The 12,335-nt window shown below is 62.9% G+C and carries 11 protein-coding genes; 7 read left to right on the top strand and 4 right to left on the bottom strand.

From position 1 onward, the window contains the following. Positions 1 to 33: 33 nt before the first annotated feature. Complete coding sequence (locus tag CI41S_RS43270; protein WP_172626826.1) at positions 34 to 189, bottom strand: hypothetical protein; 156 nt, start codon at positions 187 to 189, stop codon at positions 34 to 36. A 498-nt stretch (positions 190 to 687) separates the two neighbouring features. On the opposite strand from CI41S_RS43270, the gene rfbA reads away from it, so the two are divergent. Together rfbA and rfbB are read left to right on the top strand one after the other, a co-directional pair. Beyond that, positions 688 to 1,572 carry a glucose-1-phosphate thymidylyltransferase RfbA gene (rfbA, locus tag CI41S_RS04225; protein WP_139857560.1) on the top strand — a complete coding sequence of 295 codons (885 nt, stop codon included), beginning with the start codon at positions 688 to 690 and terminating at the stop codon, positions 1,570 to 1,572. A gap of 7 nt (positions 1,573 to 1,579) precedes the next feature. Further along, positions 1,580 to 2,671: a dTDP-glucose 4,6-dehydratase gene (gene rfbB, locus CI41S_RS04220; protein WP_139857559.1), complete on the top strand. Its 1,092-nt coding sequence runs from the start codon at positions 1,580 to 1,582 to the stop codon at positions 2,669 to 2,671. A gap of 66 nt (positions 2,672 to 2,737) precedes the next feature. Here the strand turns inward: rfbB and CI41S_RS43265 are convergent, their stop codons facing one another. Continuing rightward, on the bottom strand, positions 2,738 to 2,890 hold the full coding sequence (locus CI41S_RS43265) for a hypothetical protein (protein ID WP_172627900.1): 153 nt from the start codon (positions 2,888 to 2,890) through the stop codon (positions 2,738 to 2,740). A 253-nt stretch (positions 2,891 to 3,143) separates the two neighbouring features. Here CI41S_RS43265 and ku point away from each other — a divergent pair, with 253 nt between their 5' ends. Continuing rightward, positions 3,144 to 4,112 (top strand): non-homologous end joining protein Ku, encoded by a 969-nt coding sequence (ku, locus tag CI41S_RS04215; protein WP_139857558.1) that lies wholly within the window; start codon positions 3,144 to 3,146, stop codon positions 4,110 to 4,112. Between the two features lie 47 nt (positions 4,113 to 4,159). Then, positions 4,160 to 4,390, top strand: a complete 231-nt coding sequence (locus CI41S_RS04210) for a hypothetical protein (protein ID WP_139857557.1) — start codon at positions 4,160 to 4,162, stop codon at positions 4,388 to 4,390. 30 nt (positions 4,391 to 4,420) lie between these two features. Here CI41S_RS04210 and CI41S_RS04205 read toward each other — a convergent pair whose 3' ends face one another. Next, positions 4,421 to 4,642, bottom strand: coding sequence for a Flp family type IVb pilin (locus tag CI41S_RS04205; RefSeq protein ID WP_347339231.1), 222 nt, complete (start codon positions 4,640 to 4,642; stop codon positions 4,421 to 4,423). Positions 4,643 to 4,741: 99 nt separating this feature from the next. Continuing rightward, positions 4,742 to 8,218: an AAA family ATPase gene (locus tag CI41S_RS04200; RefSeq protein WP_139857556.1), complete on the bottom strand. Its 3,477-nt coding sequence runs from the start codon at positions 8,216 to 8,218 to the stop codon at positions 4,742 to 4,744. Between the two features lie 127 nt (positions 8,219 to 8,345). Between CI41S_RS04200 and CI41S_RS04195 the strand changes: the two genes are divergently transcribed. From CI41S_RS04195 to CI41S_RS04185, 3 genes are all read left to right on the top strand, one after another. Continuing rightward, entirely contained in the window at positions 8,346 to 8,825 is a 480-nt protein-coding gene (locus tag CI41S_RS04195) for a DUF6647 family protein (RefSeq protein ID WP_139857555.1), read from the top strand. Positions 8,826 to 8,969: 144 nt separating this feature from the next. After that, complete coding sequence (locus tag CI41S_RS04190; protein ID WP_347339244.1) at positions 8,970 to 10,712, top strand: thiamine pyrophosphate-requiring protein; 1,743 nt, start codon at positions 8,970 to 8,972, stop codon at positions 10,710 to 10,712. Between the two features lie 329 nt (positions 10,713 to 11,041). Then, on the top strand, positions 11,042 to 12,256 hold the full coding sequence (locus tag CI41S_RS04185) for an NAD(P)/FAD-dependent oxidoreductase (protein ID WP_139857553.1): 1,215 nt from the start codon (positions 11,042 to 11,044) through the stop codon (positions 12,254 to 12,256). Positions 12,257 to 12,335 lie beyond the last annotated feature (79 nt).

Below are 12,335 nucleotides of genomic sequence, written 5' to 3'. Positions count from 1 at the left end.
GCAAAAGTGATCAATGCCAATTGATGCCGATTCTCAGGAAAAGAACCAGAGAACGAATCTAACAAACATCGAACTCAGCAGATAAATCCATCCCACCATCGCGAGCACCGTCAGCGCGACGAAAGCGCCGGAAAGCCCCTTCTCCTTGAACCGCAACAGCAGCGACATCTTTTCCGGTTGAGACGACATGGTGAAGCTCGGGTGCAACGATTCGGGTGTCCTATCAGTCAAATCCGATAGTCTCGTGACGCAATTGTGCGCAAGCCGGTCCGCTTCGAGTTGCGAGTCGGAAAAGCAAAATCGATCTCGACGCTAGCGTTGAGAAACAGCCCCTCGAAGAAATCTGCAATTCAACCTGACTGATCGTGGTTACCGGAGAGACGGAGCTGATGCTTCGACCAGCTAGCAGCGATCATTCCGAGGCAGTGTGAGCGCGTCCACACCTCAGCAGGCTTAAGCGCACTGCGTGTTGGAATGCGCGACATGTGCAACCGGAATCTCACCTCGGCAACGAACGGCGACATCGCACATGCTGCGGCGGGCGGGCGCGGTCCGGCCTGACGCACGCAGCGCGCCCCGGCGGGGCCCACGGGCGGCGGCAAATCCGGCCAATAGCCCCTTCCGCAGGTAAAATCTGTGCTAGAGCTTAGGCTTGTGGCAACCCTCAATCCTGAGGCGAGAGGTGAGATGAAGGGGATAATTCTTGCGGGCGGAACCGGGACACGGCTCTACCCCGTGACCACGGTGGTCTCCAAGCAATTGCTGCCGGTGTTCGACAAGCCGATGATCTACTATCCGCTGTCGACGCTGATGCTCGCGGGAATCAAGGATATCCTGATCATCACCACGCCGGAGGATCAGCACCTGTTCCGCCGGCTGCTCGGCGAAGGCAGCGAGATCGGCCTCAAATTCTCCTATGCGGCGCAGGAGCGGCCACGCGGCCTCGCCGACGCCTTCGTGGTCGGGCGCGAGTTCGTCGGCGACGACAGCGTCGCCCTGATCCTGGGCGACAACATCTTTTATGGTCACGGGCTGGGCGACAAGCTGAAGCGGGCCGGCGACCGGGCCAAGGGCGCGACGATCTTCGGCTACACCGTGTCCTCGCCGCAGAGCTACGGCGTCGTCGAGCTCGACGCGCGGGGCCGGCCGATCTCGATCGAGGAGAAGCCCGTCCATCCGAAATCGGATGTCGCGGTGACCGGGCTGTATTTCTACGACAACACCATCCTCGATATCGCGGCCTCGGTGAAACCGTCGGTGCGCGGCGAAGTCGAGATCACCGACGTCAACCGCGTCTACCTGGAACGCGGCGAGCTCTCGGTCGAGATGCTCCATCGCGGCTTCGCCTGGCTCGACACCGGCACGCACGCCTCGCTGGTCGAGGCCAGCCATTTCGTCCAGATCCTGGAGCAGCGGCAGGGCTTGCGCATTGCCTGCATCGAGGAGATCGCGCTGCGGATGGGAAACATCACGCTCGATCAATTCCACGATCTGGCGCAGCGATCGGCCAAGAGCAGCTATGGCGAATATCTGCTCTCAGTCTATCACAGTTTCGCGAAGTCGCAGCGATAGCTCGGGCATGAGCCAGAACCGATCAACGATCTTCGTGACGGGCGGAGCCGGCTTCATCGGTTCCGCCGTGATCAGGCATTTTCTCGACACCACCGATGTTGCGATCGTCAACATCGACAAGCTGACCTATGCATCCAGCCTGGATTCGATTCCGCAGGCCGCTGCGCAATCGGCGCGCTATGCGCTTGCCACAACCGACATCTGCGACGCCGCGGCGCTGCAGGCGCTGTTTGCCCGCTACCGGCCGCAGGCCGTGATCCATCTCGCCGCCGAAAGCCATGTCGACCGCTCGATCGACGGTCCGCAGGCGTTCATCACCACCAATATCAACGGCACCTTCACGCTGCTGCAGGAGGCGCTGCGCCACTGGCGCGCGCTGACGCCGGCGGAGCGCAGATCGTTCCGCCTGCTGCATGTCTCCACCGACGAGGTGTTCGGCTCGCTCGGCCCGGAGGGTGCGTTCACGGAACAGAGCCCCTACGCGCCGAACTCGCCCTATTCCGCCAGCAAGGCCGCATCGGATCATCTGGTGCGCGCCTGGTGCGAAACCTACGAGCTGCCCTGCCTGATCTCGAACTGCTCCAACAACTACGGGCCATACCAGTTTCCGGAGAAGCTGATCCCGCACATGATCATCAAGGCGCTCGCCGAGGAACCGCTTCCGGTCTATGGCGACGGCCAGAACATCCGCGACTGGCTCTATGTCGAGGATCATGCCCGCGCGCTGCACACCATCCTCGCGCATGGGCGGATCGGCGAGACCTACAATGTCGGCGGCCGCAACGAGCGGACCAATCTCAATGTCGTCGAGACCCTGTGCGGGCTGCTCGACCGCCAGCAACCGTCAGACCACGGCGCTCGGAGCCGGCTGATCTCGTTCGTGACTGACCGCCCCGGCCACGACCGCCGCTATGCTATCGACGCCACGAAGCTCGAACGCGAGCTGGGCTGGCGTGCGACCGAGAACTTTGACAGCGGGCTCGACAAGACTGTCCGCTGGTATCTCGCCAACAGGCCTTGGTGGCAGTCGATCCAGAACTCCGGCTATGAAGCGAAACGCCTCGGGCTTGCGGCGCCGGATCGGCGATCCGGGGCCTGAAAATCCGGCCACCCAGCCGACCAGGCCCCCTCACAGAAGGGCCTGCAGCTGGCGTCGGCCGCTCCGCTACATGCGGAAGAACGAGAACCAGATCACGCCGAAGATCAGGACGGCGAGGCTGGTCGAAGCCGTGAGCAGCGCGAGAACCGAAGGGCCCGGCTCGGCCTGACGCGCTTCGGTCGGGGTTTCGATGGTCTGGCCGTGTCGTTCCATAGCCATGGGGGATTTCTCCGCTTAAGTGCCTGTTATTCCGGGCAATTGCCCGCTCCCCTTGAAACAGCCAACGCACCATCCGGTGCGATGTTCCGGCTCCACAGACCCTCCTCGCCGGCATGGCGCGCTTGCGTCAAACGGGCGCAGCACCAAACCACGGTTAACGCCGTTGCGAGATTCACCGGGCCCCGTTGTTTCAAACTGGGGTTCCCGGTGTTATCCTTGACCGTTCCGTCGGTTGCGTAATCGGAGTTTTGCCATGGCCCCCCGCGCCAACTGGAAGGGCTTTTTGCGCCTTTCGCTCGTGACCTGCCCGGTTGCCCTGTACCCTGCGACGTCGGACACCGAAAAGGTCTCGTTCAACCAGATCAACCGCAAGACCGGCCACCGCATCAAATACGCCAAGGTCGACGCGGAGACCGGCGAGGAAGTGGCCTCCGAAGACATCATGAAGGGCTACAAGGTCGACACCGACAGCTACATCGAGGTCACCAAGGAAGAGCTCGACGACATCGCGCTGGAATCGACCCGCACCATCGAGATCGACGAGTTCGTGCCGCGCTCCGAGATCGACAGCCGCTATCTGATCCGCCCGTATTATCTCGTTCCCGACGGCAAGGTCGGCCACGACGCCTTCGCGGTGATCCGCGAGACCATCCGCAGCCTGAACAAGGTCGCGATTGGCCGCGTGGTGCTGACCAACCGCGAGCACATCATCGCGCTCGAGCCGCTCGACAACGGGCTGATGGGCACGCTGCTGCGCTATCCCTACGAGGTGCGCAGCGAGAAGGAATATTTCGACGACATCCAGGACGTAAAGATCACCAAGGACATGCTGGATCTCGCCAAGCACATCGTCGAGCAGAAGTCGGCCGAGTTCGATCCGGAGGAGTTCGAGGACCGCTATGAAGAGGCGCTGATCGAGCTGATCAACCAGAAGCGCAACGGCATCAAGGTGACCAAGCCCGCGGCGAAGGCCAGCGGCAACGTCATCAACCTGATGGACGCGCTGAAGAAGAGCCTCGCCAACGAGAAAGAGGCGGCGCCCGCCGCCAAGGCGGCCAAGGGCAAGAAGCCGAAGAAGCGCGCCGAGGGCCAGCGCGAAATGCTGCTGCCGATCTCGGGCAGCGGCAAGCGCGAGCCCAAGGAGGCCGCAAAACCTGAGCCGAAGAAGGCCGAGAAGCCGGCACGCGCGCAAGGCACCGCTGCGCGGAAGAAGGCGGGTTGATCGGAGCCCGCGGCGGCAAACCATGATCGCGATTTGCCGTTTCTAAAATGCCCTGGTCGACGCCCTTCGACGAACCGATCGCGCTGCAGCGCGGCAGCCTCGTGACGCTGCAGCAGGCGGCCGACTACATCATGAAACTGCCCGAGGACGCCCAGCAGGAACCGCGCTGGCAGATCGCGGTCGAGCACCTGATCAACGCGGCCGAAACCGGCGGCGGCTGGCTGATGTTCGCGCGCATCGCAATGCTGCGCGCGCTGAACGGCGACGACGACGATTAGCCTACTCGTATTGCGCTTGAACAGCCGCGCTTACTTCAGCGCCGAGCTGTAGGATTGGAAGCGGCCGGCCACGTTGAGGCCGATGCCATTGACCACGGCGACGATCACGATGCTGATGCCGCCTGCAATGACCGCATATTCGATGGCGGTTGCAGCGCCCTCATCGCGCAAGAATCCTGCAAGCAACGCACGCATGAAAAGCTCCTGTCGACGCCTGCGGTTTTCGCTCGCGCCGTAGAAATATTCCAGCAAAACTAGGTCACATTGGTTGACGCCCCATTGATGGACAGGATGAACGATCGCTTAACGGTTGTACGGAATCACGTCACATCCTTCATGCTCCGGCCACATTCACCCAAGCCTTCTCAGCAATTCGCCCGCATCCTTGAGGTCCGGCAGATCGACGCCGTCCTGAAATCCGCGATAGACCGAAAGCAGAACCGTTCTGGCCTCTTTATTGCGATTTTCCGAATTCCGCAGATTTGCCAGATCGTATGCGGCGCGCAATTCCCATAATTTGGCGTCCTGACTTCGTGCGCAACTCTGTGCGGCCTGGAAGCAGCTTTCCGCCTGCAGGCGGTTGTTAGGAGCCAGCTTCAGCAATATCTCGCCCCGTATTCTGTGCGCTTCGGCGGCCCACCAGCAGTCACCGGTTCGATCCACCTCCTTGATGGCCTCATCCGCGCAGTCCAGCGCGCGATCCCTGTCACCCGTCGCGGCATAGGCCTTGGCGAGGCAAGAAAGATTGAAGCCACTCTGGAAATTCGCCCCTGTCTTTCGATGCGCGGCGAGCGCCTGCTCCATCAAGACAATCCCGTCCCCGACGTTCCCGCTTTCGATAAAGGTGACGGCTCTCAGAATGTTGGCCCGCGAGACGTGATAGGGACTGCGCTGCTCGGTCGCGATTGCGAGGCCTTCATCGATGGCCGCGATTGCAGCCCTCGGATCGCGTGTATGAATGCGAAACCGGGCCTCCGCCAGCAGGGCTGACACCAGTGTGAAGGGATGCGAGCGGCTTCGCGCATCCTTGATGGCGGCCGCGATCGCGTCAGTCGCCCGCTCGATCTCGCCGAGATACAGATAGGCCAGGCTAAGCCAAATCAACGAAAATGACTGGATATGATGGCTAAGCATGCCGATGGGACGGCAGGCCGTTTCGTCGTAGCGCGAAAGGGCTTTCTCGAGATGAAATACCGCGTCCCTGAACCTGCCGATATGCAGGCAGGCAGTTCCGGACAGATGATGCACGATCGTGGCGCCCAATCGATCGTTCTGCCTTTGCAGATACGGCTCGAGAAGACGCAGGCTTTCCATCGACTCCGACCGCATCAAACGGTAATTGAACAGCCCCCAAAGTGCGCGCAGGCCCTCAAGCGGATGAATGGATTCATCGATGAGCTCGCGCGCTTTCAACAAGGCGGCTGCGACTTCGGGCGAGGCGAATCCCCTGGTCTGGATCAGGGTGTCGCCCAGCGCGTTCTGCACCCGGCCCTCGAGTTGGCGACGCGTCGCGTCGTCCTTGATCTGCGAAAGCAGGCCCATTGCCCGTTCCACGTGCGCATGCGCCTCCGCAGCGGCTGACCGATCAAGCGACATCCGGGCGGACCTCAGCCAAAACCCGATAGCCTTCACGAAAGCGCCGGCCTCGGTGCAGTGATGGGCGAGCACGTCCGGATTGCGCTCCAGCATTTCGCGTGCTTCGTCTTCAAAGACCTCTACGATGCGAGCGTGCACCTGCTGTCGTTGACCCTTGAGCATGGTGGCATAGGCCGCCTCCTGCACCAGCGCGTGCTTGAACGTATACATTGCGTGCGGAGCCGTGCCGCGCCGTCGTACCAACTCGGACGCGACAAGCTGGTCGAGCATGGGATTCAGTTCCGCATCGCTCAAGTTGCAGACGGCTCGAAGCAACGGATAGGAGAACTCGCGTCCCAGTGCCGCTCCGGCCTGCACGACCGTGCGCAGATGTGACAGCCGATCCAGCCGGGCCACCAGAGAGGCCTGCAGCGTGCCAGGCACGGAGAGAACCGGCGATCCTTCCGCGAGAACGTAAGCGCCATCCTGTTCACGCACGATGTTGCTCTCCAGGACGGACTTGGTCATCTCCTCGACAAACAGGGGTATGCCATCGGTTCGCGAAATGATCTGTTCAAGCAGGCACGATGGAAGTTCTGCTTTCGCCACGCTGCGAATGAGAGCCGCGTTGTCGCGACGGCCGAGCTTGTTCAGCGTCAGGACCGTCACATGTGACTGACCGAGCCAGGGCGGAGCAAATTCCGGCCGGTAGGTCACGATCAGCAGAACGGGAAGCGTGCGGATGCGATCAACGAGAATATCGAACAGTTCGAGACTTGTGGGATCTATCCAATGCGCGTCCTCGAATTCGATGAGTATCGGCTTGCCGGCCGCAAGGCTCGCGATCCGCTCGATGAATCGCTCTATGATCAGCTCCTTTCGCCGCTGAGGACTTGTCGAGAGAAACGGAGATTCGGCATGCCTTCCGAGGCAGAGCAGGTCGGCAAACAACGCGGCGTCATTGCCTGGCCCTTGCAGCAAGGCGCCGAACAGCGCCTCCAGCTTCTCGAACTTGACGGCGTCGTCATCGCCGGCCGCGAAGCCGGCCGCATGTTCGAGCTCACCGATGACCGGATGCAGCGCGGTGCGGGTTCGATGCGGCGAGCATTGAAAGCGCAGACAATGGTGCGCGCCGCTCTTGAGAGTCTCGCGGAGGGCGAAAACGAGGCGGGATTTTCCGATGCCGGGCTCTCCATAGATCAGCACGACCCGACCTTCGCCTGTCCTGGCCTGTCGCCAGCGCCGCTGCAGGAGCACCAGTTCCTCCTGGCGCCCGAGCAGCTTGAGGGGTTTGGAATGCAGGGCTTCGAAGCGGCTTGCGGTGGCGCTTTCACCAAGCACCCGCCAGGTCTTGATCGGCTCGACGCTGGACCTCACACTTTCCGGCTCGCCATAGTTGAAGAGGTCGCCGAGCAGGCGGTGCACGCCGGCTGAGATCACCAGCGTGCCGGGTGCGGCGCACGCCGCAAGTTCAGCTGCCAGCGGGAGTGCACCACCGATTGCCGTATGATCGGCCGTAAATCCGAGGTCATGAAAATCACCGACGACGGCAAGGCCGGCTGCAACACCGACGCGCAGCTGCGGCGATTTTTGCGGTAGCTTGCCGACCGTTCCGACGGACTTGATTGCTGCCAGTCCCGCGAGCACTGCCCGTTCTGCGTCATCTTCGCGGGCACGCGGATAGCCGAAATAGACCACGATCTCGTCGCCCAGCGACTTGGCGATAAAGCCGTCATGGGCGGCGATGACTTCCTTGATTTTGCCATGGCACGCCGATACCGGTTCCAGCAGGCTCTCCGGATCCCGGCTTGAGCGAAAATCGATGTCGGCCAGTTTGCAGACCATGACCGACAGTTGCCGGCGTTCAGGCCCGCTCGCGTCGTTGAGCGGCTGTTTCGCTCCGTCCGTGCCGTCCGTGACCAGGTCGATCTTCGGATCCCCGCATCGCTCCTGTACCTCGCCGACGAAGCGAAATCCCTTGCGGGCAAAGGTACGGACAAGGTCCTGCCGCTCGCCGCTGTCGCCGATGGCGGAACGGACGGCCGCGATTTGACTGCTGAGCGTGGATTCCGAAACGATGCGGCCATTCCACACCGCAGCAAGCAGGCCGTCCTTGCTGACGACACGTTGACGGTTTTGAATGAGATGGAGCAACAGGTCGAAGGTTTGCGGCTCTGTTCCGACGAGAACGGTGCCGCGCCGCAATTCCCGGCAATCGGTATCTAAAACAAAATCCCCAAAAACATAGATCATTGAAATTGACCGGGGTGCGCTTTGCAAACAAAACCAGCGAATTCCCAAGGCAAAGCCAAGCCTATCCCAAAGACGGGCGCGTTCCCACGGGTTTAAATGACCCCTCCCCCAAGCATGGAGGTGGCCGATGGACGCACTTCTCACCGCAATAGCGATCTGGATTTCGACCAACTACGGGCTTCCCGCCGATTTCGAGCATCCACGCATCGAGCGCGCCCCCTCGGTTGCAATGGCAGGGTTGCGAGAGAAAGGTCTCGTTTCACCGTTGCAGCGCGAAGCGTCCATCCTCGAGACCCAGGATGGTCCTCCGACACCGCGCGACGTCATCGCGGTGTACAACGATCGGACAAGGACGATCCATCTTTTGGACCGATGGTCCGGCCGTACGCCGGCAGAGCTGTCGGTTCTCGTTCACGAGATGGTTCATCATCTGCAGAACGAGGCCGGCGCCGCGTACGAATGCCCGGCGGAGCGCGAGAAGCTCGCCTATCAGGCGCAGGACAAGTGGCTGAGCCTGTTCGGCACAAGTCTCGAGAATGAGTTCAAGATTGATGGATTTACGCTGCTGATTTCAACGTCGTGCGCAATGTCAATGGGACTTCATTAGCAGAAGGCGACCGCTTGGCTCCTCCTGACCGGAGCTGCGCTGTGGTTGCTGGTCGACGGGCCTGCTCCCCTCTGACCGCGTCGTTCCGTCGGGACAGCAAGGGCGCCGGCCCCGCCATCGCTCGCAAACGCATATCAGAACTACCTGATCCGGCCCCGGCTGCGCTTTACCGAGCCTGCAAAATCCTGTTCCCTTGGCAGACAGGACGACAACGAGGCCGGACCAAACCGGCCGCATCCAGGGGAGACCGTCATGAAGCTCGGCACCGCGATCGCGGAAATCATGAAGCGCGAGGGCATCGAGATCCTCACCGGCTATCCGGTCAACCACCTGATCGAATACGCCGCCAATGCCGATATCCGCCCGGTCATGGTGCGCCAGGAGCGCATCGGGGTGCACATGGCGGACGCGATCTCCCGCGTCACCTCGGGCCGGAGCATCGGCGCCTTCTGCATGCAGCACGGCCCCGGCGCCGAGAATGCGATGGGCGGCGTCGCGCAGTGCTACGGCGAATCCGTACCCGTCCTGGTGCTGCCGATGGGCTATGCGCGCCGGCTCGCCAACATCGACCCGAACTTCAATTCCAGCCAGGCGATGAAGGCGTTTTCGAAGTCGTCGGAGCCGATCAATATCGCGGCCGAAGTCTGCAACATCTTCCGGCGGGCGTTCACGAAACTGAAGAACGGCCGCGGCGGGCCGGTGATCGTGGAAATCCCCGCCGACATGTGGAACGAGGAGGTGCCGGAACCGCTGAACTACACGCCGGTGCTGCGCACCCGCTACGGTGCCGACCCGGTGCATGTGAAGGAGGCCGCCGCGCTTCTCGTCAATGCAAAGCGCCCGGTGATCTATGCCGGTCAGGGCGTGCACTATGCGCAGGCCTGGCCGCAACTGAAGCGGCTCGCCGAGCGGCTCGCAATCCCGGTCACGACCAGCCTCGGCGGCAAGTCGTCCTTCCCGGAGACGCATCCGCTGTCGCTCGGCTCCGGCGGCCTCGCGGTGCCGCGCGCGGTGCCGAAATTTCTCGGCGACGCCGACGTGATCTTCGGCATCGGCTGCTCCTTCACCGAGACCTCGTTCGGCATCGCGATGCCGAAGGGCAAGACCATCATCCACGCGACGCTCGATCCGAACCACATCAACAAGGATGTCGAGGCCAAGATCGGCCTCGTCGGCGACGCCGGCCTGGTGCTCGATGCCCTGCTGGAGGAGATCGGCAAGACCGTGACCTCCGACCGCAAAGCCAGCGCGGTCGCCGAGGAGATTGCGGCGTCACACAAGGAGTGGCTCGCAAAGTGGATGCCGAAGCTGACGCACAACGAGGCGCCGCTCAATCCCTACCGCGTGCTGTGGGACCTGCAGCACACCGTCGACATCCACAACACCATCATCACCCATGACGCCGGCAGCCCGCGCGACCAGCTCTCGCCGTTCTGGAAATCGGTCGAGCCGCTGTCCTACATCGGCTGGGGCAAGACCACGCAGCTCGGCTACGGCTTGGGATTGGCGATGGGCGCCAAGCTGGCCAAGCCGGACAAGCTTTGCATCAACGTCTGGGGCGATGCCGCGATCGGATTCACAGGAATGGATTTCGAGACCGCGGTGCGCGAGCGCATCCCGATCATGTCGATCCTGCTCAACAATTTCTCGATGGCGATCGAATTGAAGGTGATGCCGATCTCGACCGAGAAATACCGCTCGACCGATATCTCCGGCGACTACGCCGCAATGGCCCGCGCCTTCGGCGGCTATGGCGAGCGGGTGACCAAACCGGAAGACATCATCCCCGCGATCAAGCGCGGCATCCAGAAGACCAGGGAAGGCGTGCCGGTGCTGCTGGAGTTCATCACCAGCAAGGAGACGGAAGTCTCGCGGCCGGGGACGTGAGACTGGCCGCATCGGTGCTCTGCTCCCTCGCCCCGCTCTTGCGGGGAGAGGATTGGGGTGAGGGGCTGTCTCCGCAACGTCGGTGAGCGACGGACTGATGGTGAGTCCCCCTCACCCGGATCGCATCTGGCGATGCGATCCGACCTCTCCCCGCAAGCGGGGCGAGGTAAGAGGAGTTCCCGTAGCCCGGATGAAGCGGAGCGCAATCCGGGAATCGCGCTATCCGGCGATAGCGGTCCCCGGATTTCGCTCCGCTTCATCCGGGCTACAGGTACTTGATTTGACCTTGCCCGAACGGGCAAGCTCCCTGCGTCAGGCAGGAGGGAGAGATGGCGCGCATCCTGGTGCTGGGAGCCGGCTTTGCCGGGCTGTGGGCCGCGCTCGGCGCGGCGCGCAAGCGCGACGAAATCGGCGCGCGGGCTGATGATACCGAGATCCTGGTCGTCGATCGCAACGCCTATCACAACATCCGGGTGCGCAATTACGAGGTCGATCTCAGCGACGTCGCGCTGCCGCTGGCCGGCCTGCTCGATCCCGTCGGCGTCAGCCACATCGTGGCCGAGGTCGAGGCGATCGATCCGGTGACGCGGCAGGTCACGGTGAGGAAAGGCGCCAGCACGGAGGCGCTCAGCTACGACCGGCTGGTGCTGACGACCGGCAGCGAGCTGGTGCGCCCCGCCATTCCAGGCCTCGCCATCCATGGCTTCGATGTCGATACCTATGACGCCGCGATCGAACTTGAAAAACACCTCGCGGCGCTTGGCAAGCAGCCGCCATCGCCGGCGCGTTCGACGGTGGTTGTCGTCGGCGCCGGCTTCACCGGGATCGAGGTCGCGACCGAGATGCCGGCCAGGCTTGCGCGCGCCGGCATCACCACTGACCGCCGCGTCATCCTGATCGATCCCAACCCGGTTGTCGGCGCGACTTTTGGCGCGCACGGACGCCCCGTGATCAACGAGGCGCTGTCGGCGCTCGGCGTCGAGACGCGGCTCGGCGTCAGGGTCAACGCGGTCGATGCCGGCAGCATCACGCTTGATACGGGCGACATCATTGCGACCCAAACCGTGGTCTGGTGCGCCGGCATGCGCGCCAGTCCGCTCGCCGCGACCCTTCCGGTGGAGCGCGACGGGCTCGGCCGCCTCGCCGTCGACCACTTCATGCGCGCCCAAGGTCTCGCGGGCGTGTTCGCCGCCGGCGACGTCGCGGCGTGCCTAATCGACGGCACGCATCCGACCGTGATGTCCTGCCAGTTCGCCCGGCCGATGGGCCGCTTCGCCGGCCACAATGTGGTCGCCGATCTCTTCGGCGAAAAACTGCTGCCGCTCACCATCGACTGGTATGTCACCGTGCTCGACCTCGGCGCCTGGGGCGCGCTCTACACCACCGGCTGGGACCGCGAGGTGCACACCACGGGCGCGGCAGCCAAGGTGACCAAGCAGACCATCAACCAGCAGCGCATCTATCCGCCGCGCGACGGCGACCGCGCCGCGCTGCTTGCCGCGGCCGCGCCGACGATCCAGGCCGCGCCGAAGACGAAGACCTAGCTTCCGTCGCGCGTAGTCTCTCCGCCGTCATTGCGAGGAGCGCAGCGACGAAGCAATCCATCTATCCCCGAGTGGAGTG

Source organism: Bradyrhizobium ivorense (assembly GCF_900696085.1).
GTDB classification, from domain to species: domain Bacteria; phylum Pseudomonadota; class Alphaproteobacteria; order Rhizobiales; family Xanthobacteraceae; genus Bradyrhizobium; species Bradyrhizobium ivorense.
Note: the sequence above shows the minus strand (reverse complement) of the source record. Positions and strands in the feature narration are given on the sequence as shown.

Excerpts from the sequence above, each read along its gene's own strand:
- CI41S_RS43270 (WP_172626826.1), bottom strand. The coding sequence starts at position 189 with ATGTCGTCTCAACCGGAAAAGATGTCGCTGCTGTTGCGGTTCAAGGAG.
- rfbA (WP_139857560.1), top strand. The coding sequence starts at position 688 with ATGAAGGGGATAATTCTTGCGGGCGGAACCGGGACACGGCTCTACCCC.
- rfbB (WP_139857559.1), top strand. The coding sequence starts at position 1,580 with ATGAGCCAGAACCGATCAACGATCTTCGTGACGGGCGGAGCCGGCTTC.
- CI41S_RS43265 (WP_172627900.1), bottom strand. The coding sequence starts at position 2,890 with ATGGCTATGGAACGACACGGCCAGACCATCGAAACCCCGACCGAAGCG.
- ku (WP_139857558.1), top strand. The coding sequence starts at position 3,144 with ATGGCCCCCCGCGCCAACTGGAAGGGCTTTTTGCGCCTTTCGCTCGTG.
- CI41S_RS04210 (WP_139857557.1), top strand. The coding sequence starts at position 4,160 with ATGCCCTGGTCGACGCCCTTCGACGAACCGATCGCGCTGCAGCGCGGC.
- CI41S_RS04200 (WP_139857556.1), bottom strand. The coding sequence starts at position 8,218 with ATGATCTATGTTTTTGGGGATTTTGTTTTAGATACCGATTGCCGGGAA.
- CI41S_RS04195 (WP_139857555.1), top strand. The coding sequence starts at position 8,346 with ATGGACGCACTTCTCACCGCAATAGCGATCTGGATTTCGACCAACTAC.
- CI41S_RS04185 (WP_139857553.1), top strand. The coding sequence starts at position 11,042 with ATGGCGCGCATCCTGGTGCTGGGAGCCGGCTTTGCCGGGCTGTGGGCC.